Raw genomic sequence first — 17,660 nt, forward strand, 5'->3', positions numbered from 1 at the left:
GGCGCGTCCGGCCGGGCGGCGCCGCCTCGCCGGACGGGGAGGGCCGGCGGTCAGCGCCCCTCCACCAGCGCCTGGCCCGCCTCCCGCAGCCCGGCCCGGGACTCGTCGGCGGCGTAGAACATGTGCCCGCCCGGGAAGGTCCGCAGCGCCACCCGGTCTCCTCCGGCCGAGGCGGGGATCTGGTCCAGCAGCAGGCGGCTGGCGAAATAGGGCGTGACCAGGTCGTAGAGCCCGTGCGCCACCACCACGCGCAGCGCCGGGTCCAGCGCCAGGGCGGTGCGCAGCGCGCCCAGCGATTCCACCCCGCGCCGCCCGCCGCGCCCCCAGCCCCATTCCCGGTTCACCTGCTGGTTCAGGACGCTGTAGCGGCGGTCCGCCGGCAGCCATTCCAGCCGCTCGCGGTAGAGCGTCAGCATCGCCGAGGTCAGCGGCGGCACCAGCCCGTCGAGCACCGGGTCGGGGATGTCGGCGGCGATCGCCAGCGGGAAGGGGTCGGCCCGGGTCTCCGTGGCGTCGTAGGCGCTGGCGACGCGGCCCTCCGCCTGGCCCGGGCCGCGCAGCAGGGCGTCCCAGGGCATCCGCCCCTGGAAGCGGCGGACGAAGCCGGGATCGAGTCCCGTCACCGCCGCCACCTGCCGGTTCAGCCGTTCCACCGCCTCGCCGTCGCGCACCCCGCGCAGCAGGTCGCGCAGGTAGTCGCCGGCGGCGTAGCGCTCCGCCTCGGCCAGGAACTCCGCCGACGGCGGGGCGCCGCTGGCGGTGGCGCGGGTGGCCGCGGCGAGGCTGGGCAGGCGCGCCACCAGGGTGAGCGGGTCGAAGGCCGAGCGCCCGCCGAAATCCAGCACGGGCGACACCAGCACCAGCCCGCGCAGCCCCACTCCCTCCTGCTCCGCCAGGACGCGGGCCAGGCGCGGGCCCCGGAAGCCGCCATAGCTTTCCCCGACCAGGAATTTCGGCGAGCCCAGCCGGCCGTTCCGTTGCAGCCAGATCCGGATCGCCTCGGCCAGGGAGCGGATGTCGCCCTCCACGGACCACAGGCTCCGCCGTGCCTCCTCGCCGCGCCCCAGCACCTCGCTGAAGCCGGTGCCGGCGGGGTCGAGGAAGACCAGGTCGGCGAAGTCCAGCCAGGTCTCGGCATTGGGCAGCAGCGCGGGCGGCGCGGAGGGCGTCGCGGCATCCCCGCTCATGGGCAGGCGCCAGGGCCCCAGCGCGCCCAGCTGCAGCCAGGCAGAGGAGGCGCCGGGGCCGCCGTTCACCGCGAAGGCGACAGGCCGCCGCGCCGGGTCCGGCGTGTCGAGGCGATAGGCGATGAACGCGATGTCCGCCCGGGGGGCGCCGGCCTCGTCCGTGAGGCGCAGGCTGCCGGCGGTGGCCACCACCGCGAGGCTGCGCCCGGGCAGGTCCAGCCGGTGACGGGTGGTCGCCTCGGCGGGCAGGCGGCGCTCCGGCACGGCCGCGGCGGGCGGCGCCGGACCCTCCCGGCGCGGTGCGTCCTGGCCCGTCGCCTCCCGGCGGCGCGGATTGGCGTCGTCGCGCGGCACCGGGTCGGCGGCGGCCTGCGCCAGGGCGGGCGCGGGCAGGGCCAGTGCCGCCAGCAGGGCGAGGCGGAGGAGGCGCCCGGCCGGCCCGGATGCCGGGGCGGCCGGACGCCGCGGCGGCGTGGCGGACCGGCCGCCGGGCGGCCTCGGCGGCGCGGCCCGGGTCATCGCCCGCCCGGCCGGGGCGGCGCTCAGCGGGATTGCTCCAGCACGTAGACGTGCGGCGCATCGGCCGGCAGCGTCTCCGGCGTCAGCTCCAGCGTCGGCCCGCCGACCCGCGTGACGGAGTCCGGCGGCAGGCGGTCGAGGAAGGTCTCCACCGGCTCGATCTTCAGGATGCCGCGCGGGTGGAAGTAGTGCATCGGGATCACCACGCGCGGGCCGATCGCCGCGATGGCCGCGTCCAGGTCGTCCAGCGCGATGGTGGCGTGCGCGCCGGTGAGCGCCAGCAGGATGTCCACCTGCCCGGCCAGCGCCGCGAGCTGCGCCGGATCGACCGGGTTGCCGATGTCGCCCATGTGCAGCACCCGCAACCCGCCCAGGGTGAAGAGATAGAGCGCGTTGGCATCCGGATCGCGCCCGGCGGCCGCCTGGAAGTCGAAGGTGTGGCTCTCGTAGGCGGGGAAGGACCGGACGGGGATGCCGCGCACCACCGTGCCCTCGGGCGGCAGCTCCAGCGTGTTGACCACCACCGGGTCGCCCCGGACGTGGCTGGGGTCGGAGTGGAACTCGTCCGTCGCCGAGCTCATCAGCACCACATCCGCGGGCTCGTCGATCGGGTGGAAGCGGCTGAGCGCGGGCTTGTAGGGGTCGGTGACGACGACGAGCCCGTCCGCCTCCAGGCGGAAGCTGGCATGGGCGTAGAAGGTGATCTTCACGGCGTTCCTCCCGTCCGGCTGGGCGCGGCGGTCAGGCTGCCGCCGGGGCGCGCCCATGGCCAGTGACGACTTCGCTGGCACGCCCGCCGGACGGCGGGGGAGGGGGCCGGCGGCATGGGCGGCGGCGCCCGGCGGGGAGGGCCGGGGCGCCGGGCCTTCCCGGCCCCGGCACGGGGACGCGGGCGCCGCCCGGGGGCCTCGCCGCTGCGGGAGGAGCGGAGGGCGCCGGACTGGCATCCTCCCCCTCCCATGGCCGCCACCCCCGGACCGCCCATGCCCGGTCCCGGCACCCGCTCCCCCCGCCGAGCCTGGGAGGCGCCCTGGCGCGTCAGCCGCGCCGCGCCGCCGCGATCGCGGCGACGTCGATCTTCGTCATGGTCATCATGGCGTCGAAGGCGCGCCGCGCCTCCTCCCCGCCGGCCGCCATCGCCTCGGTCAGCACGCGCGGCGTGATCTGCCACGAAATCCCCCAGCGGTCCTTGCACCAGCCGCAGGCGCTCTCCTGGCCGCCATGGCCGATGATGGCGTTCCAGTAGCGGTCCGTCTCCGCCTGGTCGTCGGTGGCGATCTGGAACGAGAACGCCTCGCTGTGCCGGAAGGCCGGTCCGCCGTTCAGGCCGATGCAGGGGATGCCCGCCACGGTGAACTCGACCGTCAGCACGTCGCCCGCCTTGCCGGCCGGGTAGTCGGCGGGAGCGCGGCGCACGGCGTGGACGGCGCTGTCGGGGAAGACCCCGGCGTAGAAGCGGGCGGCCGCCTCGGCGTCGCCGTCGTACCAGAGGCAGATCGTGTTCTTCGGCATTGTGTCGCCCACCCTCCCATATCGGTCCCGGCGCTCCGGAGCGGCCGCGGGCGCCCTCCCAACGCGCGGCCTCCGGAGGAGGCTGCCACCAGCGACGAGGCCCCCCGGGCGGTGTCCGCGTCCCTGCGGCCCCGGGCGGGCCGGCGCGATCCGGTCACTCCCGACGGACAGGCCGGGTGCATCGCCATGGCGGCGCATCGGGCGACGCCCGGGCCCGTCCGGCCCGGGGCCCGGCGGCTGGCGCGCCGCGCCCCTCCCGGCCCCCGCCTGCCCGCGCCTCACGCCGCCCGCGCCCGCCACCCGGCCAGCAGCCCCCGCCGTGGCGCGAAGACCAGCGCCAGCCCGAACAGCCCGGTCAGCGCCAGCACGATGCAGCCGGCGGTCGACGCGTTGAGGTGGTAGCTGGCCAGGATGCCCAGGGCATTGGCCAGCACGGCGGAGCCGGCGGCGATGGCGGCCACGCGCCCGAAGCGTTCGGCCAGCAGCAGCCCGATGCAGCCCGGCGTGATCAGCAGCGCCACCACCAGGATCACCCCCACCGACTGCACCCCCGCCACCACGGCACCGGAGAGCAGCGCCAGGAACAGCAGGTGCAGCCGGTCCGGGTTCAGCCCGATCCCCCGGGCGTGGGTGGGATCGAAGGCCGCCAGGATCAGGTCGCGCCCGAACACCGCCAGCACCGCCAGCGTCGCGCCGCCGGCGACCAGCGCCTGGACCCGGTCGGCGGGCTCGATGCCCAGGATGTTGCCGAACAGGATATGGGTGATGTGCGCCTCGGTGGTCAGGAAGGCGAGCAGCACCAGGCCGATGGCGAACATGCCGGTGAAGACCACGCCCAGCGCCGCATCCTCCTTCACCCGGCTGCGCGACTGCACGAAGCCGGCGGCGAGCGCGCAGACCAGCCCCGCCGCGAAGGCCCCCAGCGCCAGCGGCAGCCCGGCGGCGGAGGCCAGCACCACCCCCGGCAGCACGGCGTGGGAGACGGCGTCGCCCAGCAGCGACCAGCCCTTCGGCACGATCAGGCAGGAGAGCAGCGCGCAGGCCACCGAGACCACGCTGCCGACCAGCAGCGCGTCGCGCAGGAAATCATGCGCGAACGGCTCCAGCAGCCCGCTCATGCCACCACCGCCGCCTGGCGCCGCGCCCGCCGGGCGGCGAGCAGCCCGTGGCGCGGCGCCCAGACCAGCACCAGGGTGAAGACCAGCGCCTGCAGCGCGACGATCACCCCGCCGGTCGAGCCGTCGAGGAAGTAGCTGAGATAGGCCCCCAGCGCCGCCGTGCCCGCGCCCATCCCGGCGGCGAGGCCCAGCATCCGCGCGAAGCGGTCGGTCAGCAGGTGCGCAGCCGCCCCCGGCGCCACCAGCATGGCGATCACCAGCACGGCGCCGACGGTGACCATCGCCGCCACCGCCACCGCCGCCGTCATCGCCAGCAGCAGCATCTGCAACAGGCCGGGGTTCAGCCCGATGGCCCGGGCCTGGGTGGCGTCGAAGGCCCAGAGCATCAGGTCCCGCCCCCGCAGCGCCAGCAGGGCCAGCACGGCGCCGACGACGATCAGCAACTGGGCGATGTCCTCCGGCGCGATGCCCAGCACGTTGCCGAACAGGATGGTCCGCAGGCGCAGGTTGCTGGGGTAGAGGCTGAGCAGCACCAGCCCCAGCCCGAAGAAGGCGGTGAAGACCACGCCGATGGTCGCATCGGCCGGCAGCCGGCTGTGGCGGCGCAGCGCGCCCATCGCCCAGGCTGCCAGCAGCCCGGCGGCGAAGGCCCCCAGCGCGAAGGGCAGCCCCCAGATCCAGGCCAGCGCCACCCCCGGCACCACGGCGTGGGAGAGCGCGTCGCCCATCAGCGACCAGCCCTTCAGCGCCACGAAGCAGGAGAGCAGCCCGCAGACTCCGCCGGTCAGCGCGCTGACCCACAGGGCGTTGCGCAGGAACTCGTAGCCGAAGGGCTCCAGCAGCAGCGCCGTCACGACGCCGCCTCCTGCACCCCCGCATGGCGTCCGCCCCCGTGCCGCCCCGCATCCGGGCGGGCGGCGGCGAGGCGGCCGAGCAGCGTGCCGTCGGGTGCGAGCACCAGCGTCTCGCCCTGCGGTCCCTCGGCCAGCCGCGCCTCCGACTCGCCGCCCGCCAGCGGCAGGGCCTGCGGCCGCAGCGCTTCGCCGAAGGCCAGGGCGAGGTTGGCGGCGGTGAAGACCTGCGCCACCGGCCCCTCGGCCAGCACCGTGCCCTTCACCAGCGCCACCCGGTCGCAGAGTTCCGGCACGCCGGCCAGGTCGTGGGTGGAGACGAGGATGATCCGCCCCTCCGCCCGCAATTCGCGCAACAGGGCGGCGATGCGGTCCTGGGTGGTGACGTCCACGCCGCCGAAGGGCTCGTCCAGCAGGATCACCCGCCCGTCCTGCGCCAGCGCCCGCGCCAGGAAGACGCGCTTGCGCTGCCCGCCGGAGAGCTGGCCGATCTGGCGGTCCGCGAAGCCCTCCATCCCCACCCGGTGCAGCGCGGCCTCCACCGCTGCGCGGTCGGCGGCGCGCGGGATGCGCAGCAGGCCCATCCGACCGTAGCGGCCCATCATCACCACGTCGCGCACGGAGACGGGGAAGTCCCAGTCCACCTCCTCGCTCTGCGGCACATAGGCGACCCAGCCGCGCCGCTGCGCCGCGGCCAGCGGGGCGCCGCCGATGCGGACCTGCCCGGCGGCGGGGCGGACCATGCCCATGATCGCCTTGAACAGGCTGGACTTGCCGCTGCCGTTCACGCCCAGCAGCCCGCAGATGGTCGGCCCGCCCAGCCGCAGCGAGGCATCGCGCAGCGCCACCTGCCCGTTGGGATAGGCGACGGTGACGCCGGACACCTCCAGGGCCGGGGGCGGCCGCGGCGCGGCGCGGGGGGCGTCCGTGAGAGCGGCGCCGGGGGAGGTGGCGCCGGAGGCATCCAGCGGCATGGCCGTCATCGCTCCGTGAGGCCGCGCAGGAGGGTGGCCGCGTTCGCCTCCAGCAGCGCGACGTAGCTGGGCGCGGGGCCGTCCGGCGCGGTCAGGCTGTCCACGTGCAGCACGCCGGCGAAGCGCGACTTCGCCTCCCGCGCCACCTGCCGCATGGCGCGGTCGCTGACCGTGCTCTCGCAGAACAGGGCGGGGATGGCATTCTGCCGCACCGTGTCCACCACCTTGCGGATCTGGCGCGGGGTGCCCTCCTCCTCCGCGTTGATCGGCCAGAGGTACAGCTCGCGCAGGCCATAGGCGGCCGTCAGGTAGGAGAAGGCGCCCTCGCAGCTCACCAGCCAGCGCTGCGCCTCGGGGATCTGCGCCAGCCGCGCGCGGATCGGCGCGTCCAGCGCGCGCAGGCGGTCGGCGTAGCGGGCGGCGTTGGCGTCGTAGACGGCGGCGTTGGCGGGATCGAGCGCGACCAGCGCCTTGCGGATGTTCTCGACATAGACCAGCGCATTGGCCGGCGACATCCAGGCATGCGGGTTGGGCCGGCCGGCATAGGGGCCCTCGGTGATGACGATGGGGGCGATGCCCTCGGTCAGCACGGCGGAGGGGACGCCCTTCAGCCGCTGGAAGAAGCGCTCGAACCAGCGCTCCAGCCCCATCCCGTTCCACAGCACGAGGTCGGCGGACTGCGCCTTCACCACATCCTGTGGCGTCGGCTCGTAGTCGTGGATCTCGGCCCCCGGGCGGGTGATGGATTCGACCACCGCCGCTTCCCCCGCCACGCTCTGCGCCATGTCCTGCAGGATGGTGAAGGTGGTCACGATCCGCTTCGGGGCGGCCTGTGCCATCGCTGCCCCCGCCGGCATGGCCAGCCCGATCGCGAGCAGCCCCCCCAGCAGCCTGCCCAGCCGTCCCCCGGCGACGCGGCGCGGCCACTGGCCGGACGAGGGTCGGTTGCCTGGTCGCATCGGCTCTCTCCTGTAGCATGGACGCTTACTTCGGGTTCGGGATTAAATATGTAGCTTAGGCTACATGACAAGCGTCTTGCCGAGCTTCGCCCGAGAGGCCAGAGAAGCTGGCGATGCCGTCCCGCCCCATCCGCGATCCGGCCCGGATTCGCTCCGCGGTGCCGGCCGACCCCGCGCCCCACCTCCTCCCGGCCGAGGACGACCAGGCGGCGCGGCATGCCAGCGCCCGGGCCGGCCGTGCCTCCGCGGTGCTGGAGGATTATGTCGAGCTGATCGACGACCTGCTGGCCGAGGGCGGCGAGGCGCGGCCGACCGACCTGGCCCGCCGCTTCGGCGTCTCCCACGCCACCGCGATCAAGAGCATCGCCCGGCTGAAGGCGCTGGGGCTGGCGCATTCGCGCCCCTATCGCGGCGTCTTCCTGACCCCCGAGGGCCATGCCCTGGCCGAGCGGGTGCGCGCCCGCCACCGCGTGGTGGTGGACCTGCTCCTCGCCGTCGGCGTGCCGGCGGAGGTGGCGGAAACCGATGCCGAGGGCATCGAGCACCATGTCAGCGACGCCACCCTAGCCGCCTTCGCCCGCTTCCTGGCCGGGCCGGGTAGGGGGCCGGGCGATACGGGGCCGGCCGGGAAATAGTACGGATGGCGGGATGCCCCTTGATCCGTGCCGGCGGGGGGTGCGCCCGTGGCCCGGGGGCAAGGCTCTGCCTCGCCCCCGGTCCCCCACTCCGCCAGGACCCTGCGGGCCCTGGACCCGATGGGCGCTGCCGCGGGACAGCCTGACACGGGGTCACAGCGCCGAGGAGCCATGCTCCTCGGCGGGTACGGCCGCAGCACTCGCGGACGCCTTCTGAAGCTTTTCCAGAGTCCCACCTGTCCGCGCTCCGTCAGGGTTGAGCCCGCAGGCTGACGGCAGCCATGAAGCACCAGATTCCCAGCGGGGACCGGGGCCCGCTTGTGGCCCCGGCAGGGGAGGGTCTGGGAGGGGACGGCGTCCCCTCCCGGTCCGACGCCAGACCACCACAGCATGACGGGTCAGATCATCCCGACGTCGGTGTGAGCGCCGGAATCATCCGAACGGATGGCGCGGCGGCCGCCGGGGTGGCGTAGGCAGTCTGCTCCGCGCGGGCGCGGGCCCGCCCCGGTGCCGGGCGGCCATCTGCCACGGCCCGGACGGGCTTCCCCGCGGCTGGTGTGGAGCAGGGCCATGGACATCCAGCGCATCGCCGCCTTCTCCGCCGGAGCCACCGGCGGCAACCCGGCCGGCGTGGTGATTGAGGCCGCGCTGCCGGCCCCCGCGACGATGCAGCGCGTCGCGGCCGAGCTCGGCTATTCCGAGACCGCCTTCGCCGCGCCGGACGGGGAGGGGTGGCGCGTGCGCTACTTCTCGCCGGAGACGGAGGTGCCGTTCTGCGGCCACGCCACCATCGCCCTGGGCGCCGCGCTGGCCCTGCGCCATGGCGACGGTGCCTTCGACCTGCGGCTGAACGAGGCGGCCATCACCGTCGAGGGCCGGCGCGACGGCCCGACCCTGGCGGCCACGCTGTGCTCCCCGCCCACCCGCAGCCGTCCCGTCGCGCCGGAGCTGGTGCGCGAGGCGCTGGCGCTGTTCGGCTGGAGCATCGCGGCGCTGGACCCGCGCCTGCCGCCGGCCCGGGTGCATGCCGGGGCGGACCACCTGCTGCTGGCGCTGCGCGAGCGCGGGACGCTGTGCAGCATGTACTACGACCTGGCCTCGGGCCGGGCGCTGATGCGCGAGGCCGGGCTGGTGACGATCATCCTCGCCCATGCCGTGACGCCGCGCCGCTTCCGCATGCGCAACCCCTTCGCCTCGGGCGGGGTGTACGAGGATCCGGCGACCGGCGCGGCGGCGGCGGCGCTGGCGGGCTACCTGCGCGACCTCGGCTGGCCGCATGAGGGGGCGATCGAGATCCAGCAGGGCGACGAGATGGGGATGCCCTCGCGCCTGCGGGCGGAAATCCCGCCGGAGGTCGGGGCGCCCGTGCGCGTCTCGGGCACGGCGCGGGTGCTGGCGGGCTGAGGGCCCGCCGGCGGCCCGGCCGCCGGACCGGGGGCGCGGCGGTGCCGTGCCGCGGCGATCCGCCCTATGCTCCTCGGCGACGAGACGAGGGCGCGCCCGGACATGGACCATGCCGCAACGCCGCCGCCGGGGACGGGCGACCCGGAGGAGGTGGCCGAGGACAAGCCGCTGCGGCTGGGCAGCTTCCTGCCCTATCGCCTCTCCGTCGCCGCGGAGGCGGTCAGCCGCGCCTTCGCCGCCCGCTATGAGGCGGAGTTCCACCTCGGCATCCCCGAATGGCGGATCATGGCCGTGCTGGGCGAGGCCGGGACGCTCACCACGCAGGAGGTGATCCGGCGGACGGAGATGGACCGGGTGAAGGTCAGCCGCGCGGTGATCCGGCTGGCCGACAAGCGGCTGCTGGCGCGCGCGCCGCTTCCGGAGGACCTGCGCGCGCACCGGCTGCGCCTGACGGCCCAGGGGACGGCGCTCTACGCCCGCATCGTCCCCCGCGCCCGCGCCCTGCAGGCGGAGCTGGCGGAGGTGCTGACGGCGCGGGAGCTGGCCGAGCTGTCCGCGATTCTCGCCAAGGTCCACGACCGCGCCGCGGCGCTCCTGCGGCGGCGGGAGGAGGGCGAGGGCCACCAGGACGGCCGGGAGGACGGGGAGGCGGAGCGATGAGCCTGGGGGCGGCCGCCCCCGCTCAAGGACCTGTGATCCTGTATTGCGACTGATTATCAGAATCTCTATCAAGACGAGGAGTCCCGCATACAGGAGTCCCCCCGTGCCGCTGTCCCGCCGCCCGGTCCGCCCGGCCGTGCTGTCCCTGCTCCTCTGCCCCGCGGCCGCCTGGGCGCAGTCCGCGGGTTCCGGAGACAGCGTCGCCCTGCCCGAGATGGTGGTGACCGGCTCACGCGAGGAGCGCGCGATCGAGGACGTGCCCGCCACCATCAGCGTCATCGACCGCCAGCAGCTGGACCGGCAGAACGCCACCACCCCCCGCGACGCCATCCGCTACGAGCCGGGGGTGAGCTTCGGCAACCAGCCGGCGCGCGGCGGCGGCACCAACTTCGTCATCCGCGGCATCGGCGGGAACCGCGTGCGGGTGCAGGTGGACGGGGTGCGCCTGCCCGACTTCCCCGAGAGCAACATCGGCGCGGGCAACTACACCCGCGACTTCGTGGACCTGGAGACGATCAAGCGCATCGAGATCCTGCGCGGCCCGGCCTCGGCGCTCTACGGGTCGGACGCGCTGGGGGGCGTCGTCGCCTATGTCACCAAGGACCCGTCCGACTACCTGACGGAGCCGGGGCGGAACGTCGCCTTCGGCGGGCGCCTCGGCTACAGCGGCGCCGACCAGTCCCTCTACCAGTCCATCCTCGGCGCCGCGCGGGCCGGCGACGTGGAGGCACTGGTGCAGTACGGCGCCCGCGTCGGGCACGAGGTGCGCCCGAACGGCAATGTCCTGCCCAACCCGCAGAACTACACGGACCAGAGCTTCCTGGCGAAGGTGGTCTGGCACCTGACGCCGATCGACACGCTGCGCCTGACCGGCGAGATCTTCCAGCGCGAGCTGGACACCACGCTGAACACGGACAGGCCCGGCTCGGCCGGCGCCTACGTCCTCGATTCCAGCGGCGACGACTACACCCGCCGCGCCCGCGTCAGCCTGGACTACACGCATGAGGGGCCGGTGCTCTTCGCCGACCGCGTGCAGGTCCGCGGCTGGTACGTGGACCTCGACCGCAGCGAGCGGACGGAGCAGTGGCGCTCCACCGCCACCAGCCTGGCCGCCGCGACGATCGGCGGGCCCAACCGCCTGCGGTTCACCAACAGCGGCTTCGACCAGAGCCTCTATGGCGGCGAGGTGCAGTTCGGCAACAGCTTCGAGCTGCTCGGCGGCCAGCACCGCCTCGTCTACGGCGCGACGCTGGAGCGCATCGAGACCTCCCGCCCGCGCGACCGCTTCGAGCAGAACCTGCTGACCGGCAGCGTCGCCACCACCGTCGCGGGCGAGACCTACCCGAACAAGAACTTCCCGGACACGACGACGACGCAGCTCGGCGTCTACGTGCAGGACGAGATCACGCTCGGCCGCTTCACCCTGGTCCCCGGCGTGCGCTTCGACAACTACCAGCTGCGCCCGCATCCGGACGCGGACTTCCTGCGCTCCTCGGGCAGCGGCACCGCCTCGCAGGTCAGCGACCTCGACGAGTTCGCCGTCTCGCCCAAGCTCGGCGCCATCGCCCGGCTGGACGACCGCCTCTCCGCCTATGGCCAGTACGCCCGCGGCTTCCGCGCACCGCCCTACGACACGACGAACTTCGGCTTCACCAACCGCGCCTTCGGCTACGAGATCCTGCCAGCGGCCAACCTCGATTCCGAGACCAGCGACGGCTTCGAGATCGGCCTGCGCGGCCGCTGGCCCGACCGCAGCAACTTCCAGGTCGCCGGCTACTACAACCTCTACCACGACTTCATCGACACCCGGGTGGTGGGCAATGCCGGCGGGCTGCAGCAGTTCCAGTACGTGAACGTCAGCAACGTCCACATCTACGGCGTCGAGGCGCGGGGCGAGTGGTACTTCCACCCCAACTGGGCGCTGCGGGGCAGCGCCGCCTATGCCCGCAGCGAGGACAAGGACACCGGCCGGCCGGTGGACAGCGTGGACCCCGCCCGCTTCGTCGCCGGCCTCGCCTGGGACTCCGGCTGGGGACTGGGGGCGGAGGTGAACCTGACCCATGCGCTGCGGCACAACCAGGTCAGCTCCCCCACCTACTTCCGCGCGCCCTCCTACACGGTGCTGGACATCGCCGCGCATTACGACCTGGGGAGGAACCTCTCCATCAATGCCGGCCTGTTCAACGTGACCAACGAGAAGTACTTCCTGACCCCCGACGTGGCCGGGGTTTCGGCCACCAGCGCCACCCGCGACCTCTACGCGCAGCCCGGGCGCTACGCCGCCGTCAACCTGGTGCTACGCTGGTAGCCATGTCTGAGGCCGAGGAGGGACCCGACGCGATGGACGACCTGCCCCACCGCCACGCTTCCTTGCTGCGCGAGCAGCCCCGCCTGCGGGCCCGGGACGCCGCCCGCGCCCTGGGCACGACCGAGGCGGCGCTGGTCGCCAGCGGTGCCACGGGGCCGGCGGCGCCGCTGCGCCCCGACTGGGCCGCGCTGATCGGCGCGCTGCCGAAGGTCGGCGGCATCATGGCGCTGACCCGCAACGAGCACGCGGTGCACGAGCGGCACGGCGCCTTCCGGGACGTCTCCTCCGGCCCCGGGCACATCCTGGTGCTGGGGCCGGACATCGACCTGCGCCTCTTCCCCGGCGGCTGGGCCTATGCCTATGCGCTGGGGGGCGAGCGGCCCTCGATCCAGATCTTCGACCGGGACGGGGAGGCGGTGCACAAGGTCTACGCCACCGGCGAGACGGACCGCGACGCCTGGGCCGCGCTGTGCCGCGACTTCGCCGCGCCGGCAGCCGGGCCCGGTGCCGCCCGGCCGCCCCTGGCCCCGGCCGTGCCGGAGCCGCCGCCGACGGAGACCCTGGTGGATGCCAAGGGGCTGCGCCAGGACTGGCTGGCGCTGCAGGACACGCACGACTTCGTCACGCTGCTGAAGCGGCACAAGGCGAGCCGCCGCCAGGCCTTCCGCCTGGCCGGCGACGACCTGGCCCGGCCGCTCGCCACCACCGCCGGATCCGCCACGCTGCGCCTCGCCGCCGCGCGCGAGGTGCCGGTGATGGTCTTCGTCGGCAACCGCCACGCCATCCAGATCCACACCGGCCCCGTCCACCGCCTGGTGGACGTGCCCGGCTGGTTCAACGTGCTCGACCCCGCCTTCAACCTGCACCTGCGCGAGGCGGGCGTGACCGAGGCCTGGCGCGTGGTGAAGCCCACCGTGGACGGCGTGGTCACCTCGATCGAGCTGCTGGACGAGGCGGGGCGTCCGGTCGCCCTGCTGTTCGGCGCCCGCAAGCCCGGCCAGCCGGAGCGCGAGGACTGGCGGGCGCTGGCCGCCGAGATCGCCGAGGGCGGCCCGGGCGGCGGCTCCCGCGCGGCGGTCGACGCGGCGGCGTGATGCGCCGGCGCGCCCTCCTCGCCGCCGCGGCCGCGTGGCCGGCCCTCCGCCCCGCGCCCGGGCGGGCGGCGGGCCCCTCGCGGATCGTCTGCGTCGGCGGGGCGCTGACCGAATGCGTCTTCGCGCTCGGCCAGGGGGACAAGGTGGTGGGGGTGGATTCGACCAGCCTCTTCCCCGCCGCCGCCCGCGCGCTGCCCAACATCGGCTACATGCGCGCCCTGCCGCCCGAGGGCGTGGTGTCCCTCCACCCCGACCTGCTGCTGCTCTCCGACGAGGCGGGGCCGCCCGGGGCGGTGGAGACGCTGCGCGCCGCCCATCTGTCGCTGCACTCCATCCCCGACCAGGCCGGGGGCGAGGCCGCGGTGGCCAAGCTGCGGGCGGTGGCCGGGGCGCTGGGCGTCTCGCCCGAGCCCGTGGCCGGTGCCCTGGCCGCCGACTGGGCGGCGATGGACGCGCCGATCGCCGCCCTGGCCGGCCGTCCCCGCGTGCTCTTCCTGCTGGCGGCCAGCAGCGGCGCGCCGCTGGCCGCCGGCCGCGGCACCCATGCCGAGGCGGCCATCGCCTCGGCCGGGGCGGTGAACGTGGTCGGGGGCTTCGCCGGCTACCGCCCGCTCTCGGCGGAGGCGGCGGCGACGCTGGCGCCCGACACGATCCTGCTGATGGACCACGCCCTGCAGGGTCTCGGCGGCCGCGAGGCGCTGCGCCGCATCCCCGCCGTCGCCGTCACCCCGGCCGGCGCGTCCGGCCGCATCCTGACCATGGACGGCGCCTACATGCTCGGCTTCGGGCCGCGCGCCGCCCATGCCCGCCGGGACCTCGCCCTGCTGCTCCATCCGGGCGCGACCCTGCCGGAGCTGCCCGACCGGCCCTGGCTGCGGGGATGATGCGCGGCGCCTCCCCGGCCCCCGGCGATGTCCGCCATCCTGCCCGCGGCCCCGCATCCCGTCCCGGCGTCCCGCCTGTCCGCGCCCTCGCCGCCGGCACGCCGCAGGCTGCGCGGGATGCCCGCCCTGCACCCGGGGCAGGCTCCGCCGGGCCGCGGACCCTCCGGCGCAGGGCGGCGGGGCCGGGCGGGGTCCCCGCCCGGCCCGCCGCCCCCGGGCCATGAGTGCCGCGCGCCTGACACCCCCCCGCGCCCGCGCGACGCTGATCGCGGCCGTGCTGCTGGTGGCCTCGCTGCTGGCGGCGGTGCTGTTCGGCCCGGCGCATGTCTCCGCGGCGGGGCTTCTCGCCGTCCTGCGGGATCTGCTGGGGCTGGGGGCCTTGCCGGCGGAGCATGCGCGCGACGCCGCGGTCCTGAACGTGGTGCGCGCCCCGCGGGCGGTGGTGGGCGCGCTGGTCGGGGCGGGCCTGGGCTGCGCCGGGGCGGTGCTGCAGGGGCTGTTCCGCAATCCGCTGGCCGATCCGGCGCTGATCGGCGTGTCCTCCGGCGCCGCGCTCTTCGCCGTGGGCGGCATCGTGCTGGGGCATGGGCTGGTCGGGCTGGCGGGCGGGGCCTTCGGCCTGTGGCTGCTGCCGGGGCTGGCCTTCCTGGGCGGGCTGGCGGCCACGCTGCTGATCGCGCGGCTGGCCACGCGCGGCGGCGCGGTGGGGGTCGGCACGCTGCTGCTGGCGGGGATCGGGGTGAACGCGCTCTGCGCCGCGGGGCTGGGGCTGTTCATCGCCATCGCCGACGACCGGCAGGCGCGGGACATCAACTTCTGGATGCTGGGCAGCCTGGCCGGGGCGCGCTGGCCGCAGGTGCCGGTGCTGCTGGTGCTGGTGCTGGGGCCCTGCCTGGGGATGCTGGGCCTGGCCCGGCCGCTGAACGCGCTGATGCTGGGCGAGCGCGAGGCCTTCCACCTCGGCGTGTCGGTGGAGCGGGCCAAGCGCGCCGCGATCCTGCTGGCGGCGCTGGCGGTCGCGGCGGCGGTGGCGTTCAGCGGGATGATCGGCTTCGTCGGGCTGGTGGTGCCGCATCTGGTGCGGATGACGGTGGGGCCGGACCACCGGGTGGTGCTGCCCTGCGCGGCGCTGCTGGGGGCGGCGCTGCTGGTGGCGGCCGACCTGGTGGCGCGCAGCCTGGTCGCCCCGTCCGAGCTGCCGATCGGCGTCATCACCGGGCTGGTGGGGGCGCCGTTCTTCCTCTGGCTGCTGCGGCACCGGCGGGTGGGCCCGTGATCGCGGCCGAGGGCATCGTGCTGGAGGCGGATGGGCGGCGGCTGCTCGACGGCGTCTCGGTGACGATGCGGCCGGGCGAGGTGCTGGCGGTGGTCGGCCCCAACGGCGCCGGGAAGTCCACCCTGCTGCACGTCCTGGCCGGCGACCTGCGCCCGGCGGCCGGCCGGGTCGCCCTGCAGGGCCGTGCCCTGCGCGACTGGACGGCGGGCGACCTGGCGCGGTGCCGGGCGGTGATGGGGCAGCAGGCGGCGCTGGCCTTCGACATGGCGGCGGAGGAGGTGGTGGCGCTGGGGCGCATGCCCTGGCAGGGGCTGCCGCCATCGGCCCGCGACGCGGCGGCGGTGCGGGACGCGCTGGAGCGGGCCGGGGTCTCGGACCTGGCGCGGCGCATCTATGCCACCCTGTCGGGCGGCGAGCGGCAGCGGGTCCAGCTCGCCCGCGCCCTGGCACAGCTGGACGGCGCGGCGCGCCCGGCGGCGCTGCTGCTGGACGAGCCGACCGCCAGCCTGGACGTGCGCCACCGCGCCGCGCTGCTGCGGACCCTGCGCGGACTGGCGGGGGAGGGGATGGCGGTGCTGGTGGTCCTGCACGACCTGCAGGAGACGGCCGCCTGCGCCGACCGGGTGCTGGTGCTGCATGACGGCCGCGCCGTCGCCTGCGGCCCCGTGGCGGAGGTGCTGGAGCCGGAGCGGCTGCATGCCGTCTACGGGCTGGGCTTCCGGCGGCAGGCGGATGGCAGCCTGGCGCCGGACTACTCGGGGGCGCTGGGCCGCTAGAGGCGAGGCGAGGCGAGGCGCGGTCCGGTCGGGACGGCGGCGTTCCGCCCCGGGACGCTGCTTTCAGGGCCGGCCCACGCCTCCGCGTGCGTCCGCTCCCGGCGGACGGCGCGAAGCCGGACGGGCCCCGGGGGAGGGGGCAGGCACCGGGCCTTCCGGACGCAGGGGTGGGGGCGGCGGGCGCAGGCGGCGGACGCACGGCAGGGCCGGCGCCAGCCCAGGTTGACCCCTCGTTGCGGCGCTGCGAAACACCCTGGCCTGCCGGGTCCCCGGGCGGCTTCCCACCACCCACGCGACAAGAGGGCGAACCAGGCCATGCGCGACAAGGGCGAGTATCTCTTCACCTCGGAATCCGTCTCCGAGGGCCACCCGGACAAGGTCGCCGACCGCATCAGCGACACGGTCCTCGACGCCTACCTGCGGGAGGACCCCTATGCCCGGGTCGCCTGCGAGACGATGGTGACGACGAACCGCATCATCCTGGCCGGCGAGACCCGCGGCCCCGGCAGCGTCACGCCGGAATACCTGATGCACCTCGCGCGGCTGGCGGTGCACGACATCGGCTACGACCAGGAGGGCTTCTCCTGGAAGAACGCGCATGTGGAATGCCACCTGCACGCCCAGTCGGCCCATATCGCCCAGGGCGTGGACGCGGCCGGCAACAAGGACGAGGGCGCCGGCGACCAGGGCATCATGTTCGGCTTCGCCTGCGACGAGACGCCGGAGCTGATGCCCGCTCCGCTCTACTACGCGCACCTGATCCTGCGCCGGATCAGCGAGCTGCGGCACAATGACGACAAGTCCGTGGCCGGGCTGCTGCCGGACGCGAAGTCCCAGGTCACGCTGCGCTACGTGGACGGCAAGCCGGTCGGCGCCACCTCCGTCGTGCTCTCCACCCAGCACGAGGAGGCGCTGAGCCAGGAGCAGGTCCGCGCCATCGTCCAGCCGATCATCGAGAGCAGCCTGCCCCGGGGCTGGATGCCCGCGGAGGAGGAGCTCTACGTCAACCCGACCGGCACCTTCGTCATCGGCGGGCCGGACGGCGATTGCGGCCTGACCGGGCGCAAGATCATCGTCGACACCTATGGCGGCGCGGCCCCGCACGGCGGCGGCGCCTTCTCGGGCAAGGATCCGACCAAGGTCGACCGCTCGGCGGCCTATGCCTGCCGCTACCTGGCGAAGAACGTGGTCGCGGCCGGGCTGGCCAGCCGCTGCACCATCCAGGTCTCCTACGCCATCGGCGTGTCCAAGCCGCTCTCGGTCTATTTCGACCTGCACGGCACGGGCCGCGACGTGGACGAGGACAAGCTGGCCCGCGTGGTGAACGAGATGGTCAACCTCTCGCCGCGCGGCATCCGCGAGCACCTGCAGCTCAACCGGGCGATCTACGTCCCCACCTCGGCCTATGGCCATTTCGGCCGCACCCCGGACGAGGAGAAGGGCACCTTCACCTGGGAGCGGACGGACCTGGCCGCCGAGCTGAAGCGCGCCTTCGGCCGCTGA

Annotated in this window: 16 protein-coding genes; 9 read left to right on the forward strand and 7 right to left on the reverse strand. The window is 75.2% G+C overall.

What is annotated here, in order from left to right; genetic code table 11:
- Window positions 1–50: 50 nt before the first annotated feature.
- The 7 genes from LPC08_RS26160 to LPC08_RS04485 all read right to left on the reverse strand — a co-directional run bounded on the left by LPC08_RS26160 (window position 51) and on the right by LPC08_RS04485 (window position 7,120).
- Entirely contained in the window at window positions 51–1,706 is a 1,656-nt protein-coding gene (locus LPC08_RS26160; protein ID WP_304622061.1) for a S10 family peptidase, read from the reverse strand.
- 23 nt (window positions 1,707–1,729) lie between these two features.
- Complete coding sequence (locus tag LPC08_RS04460) at window positions 1,730–2,416, reverse strand: MBL fold metallo-hydrolase (protein WP_230451536.1); 687 nt, start codon at window positions 2,414–2,416, stop codon at window positions 1,730–1,732.
- Window positions 2,417–2,744: 328 nt separating this feature from the next.
- Window positions 2,745–3,218 carry a VOC family protein gene (locus tag LPC08_RS04465; RefSeq protein WP_230451537.1) on the reverse strand — a complete coding sequence of 158 codons (474 nt, stop codon included), beginning with the start codon at window positions 3,216–3,218 and terminating at the stop codon, window positions 2,745–2,747.
- A 278-nt stretch (window positions 3,219–3,496) separates the two neighbouring features.
- Entirely contained in the window at window positions 3,497–4,336 is an 840-nt protein-coding gene (locus LPC08_RS04470) for a metal ABC transporter permease (RefSeq protein ID WP_230451538.1), read from the reverse strand.
- Complete coding sequence (locus tag LPC08_RS04475) at window positions 4,333–5,190, reverse strand: metal ABC transporter permease (protein WP_230451539.1); 858 nt, start codon at window positions 5,188–5,190, stop codon at window positions 4,333–4,335. Before LPC08_RS04475 ends, LPC08_RS04470 begins: the two co-directional genes overlap by 4 nt.
- Window positions 5,187–6,161 carry a metal ABC transporter ATP-binding protein gene (locus LPC08_RS04480; RefSeq protein ID WP_230451540.1) on the reverse strand — a complete coding sequence of 325 codons (975 nt, stop codon included), beginning with the start codon at window positions 6,159–6,161 and terminating at the stop codon, window positions 5,187–5,189. The genes LPC08_RS04475 and LPC08_RS04480 overlap by 4 nt, the downstream gene beginning before the upstream one ends.
- Window positions 6,162–6,166: 5 nt before the next feature.
- Window positions 6,167–7,120, reverse strand: coding sequence for a metal ABC transporter substrate-binding protein (locus tag LPC08_RS04485; RefSeq protein ID WP_304622062.1), 954 nt, complete (start codon window positions 7,118–7,120; stop codon window positions 6,167–6,169).
- Window positions 7,121–7,233: 113 nt separating this feature from the next.
- Here LPC08_RS04485 and mntR point away from each other — a divergent pair, with 113 nt between their 5' ends.
- The 9 genes from mntR (at window position 7,234) to metK (ending at window position 17,660) form a co-directional block, all read left to right on the forward strand.
- Entirely contained in the window at window positions 7,234–7,755 is a 522-nt protein-coding gene (gene mntR / locus LPC08_RS04490) for a manganese-binding transcriptional regulator MntR (RefSeq protein ID WP_230451541.1), read from the forward strand.
- Window positions 7,756–8,325: 570 nt separating this feature from the next.
- A complete protein-coding gene (locus LPC08_RS04495) occupies window positions 8,326–9,159 on the forward strand; it encodes a PhzF family phenazine biosynthesis protein (protein ID WP_230451542.1) in 834 nt (277 codons plus the stop codon).
- Window positions 9,160–9,261: 102 nt separating this feature from the next.
- Complete coding sequence (locus LPC08_RS04500; RefSeq protein WP_230451543.1) at window positions 9,262–9,819, forward strand: MarR family winged helix-turn-helix transcriptional regulator; 558 nt, start codon at window positions 9,262–9,264, stop codon at window positions 9,817–9,819.
- A 103-nt stretch (window positions 9,820–9,922) separates the two neighbouring features.
- Window positions 9,923–12,127, forward strand: a complete 2,205-nt coding sequence (locus tag LPC08_RS04505; protein WP_230451544.1) for a TonB-dependent hemoglobin/transferrin/lactoferrin family receptor — start codon at window positions 9,923–9,925, stop codon at window positions 12,125–12,127.
- Between the two features lie 32 nt (window positions 12,128–12,159).
- The gene (locus tag LPC08_RS04510) at window positions 12,160–13,221 is read left to right on the forward strand and encodes a hemin-degrading factor (RefSeq protein ID WP_230451545.1); all 1,062 of its coding nucleotides are present in this window, start codon (window positions 12,160–12,162) and stop codon (window positions 13,219–13,221) included.
- Window positions 13,221–14,105 (forward strand): heme/hemin ABC transporter substrate-binding protein, encoded by an 885-nt coding sequence (locus LPC08_RS04515; RefSeq protein WP_230451546.1) that lies wholly within the window; start codon window positions 13,221–13,223, stop codon window positions 14,103–14,105. The genes LPC08_RS04510 and LPC08_RS04515 overlap by 1 nt, the downstream gene beginning before the upstream one ends.
- 220 nt (window positions 14,106–14,325) lie before the next feature.
- A complete protein-coding gene (locus tag LPC08_RS04520) occupies window positions 14,326–15,381 on the forward strand; it encodes a FecCD family ABC transporter permease (protein WP_230451547.1) in 1,056 nt (351 codons plus the stop codon).
- Window positions 15,378–16,157: a heme ABC transporter ATP-binding protein gene (locus LPC08_RS04525; RefSeq protein ID WP_230451548.1), complete on the forward strand. Its 780-nt coding sequence runs from the start codon at window positions 15,378–15,380 to the stop codon at window positions 16,155–16,157. The genes LPC08_RS04520 and LPC08_RS04525 overlap by 4 nt, the downstream gene beginning before the upstream one ends.
- A gap of 315 nt (window positions 16,158–16,472) precedes the next feature.
- Window positions 16,473–17,660, forward strand: a complete 1,188-nt coding sequence (gene metK, locus LPC08_RS04530) for a methionine adenosyltransferase (RefSeq protein ID WP_230451549.1) — start codon at window positions 16,473–16,475, stop codon at window positions 17,658–17,660.

The organism is Roseomonas sp. OT10 (assembly GCF_020991085.1).
GTDB lineage: Bacteria > Pseudomonadota > Alphaproteobacteria > Acetobacterales > Acetobacteraceae > Roseomonas > Roseomonas cutis.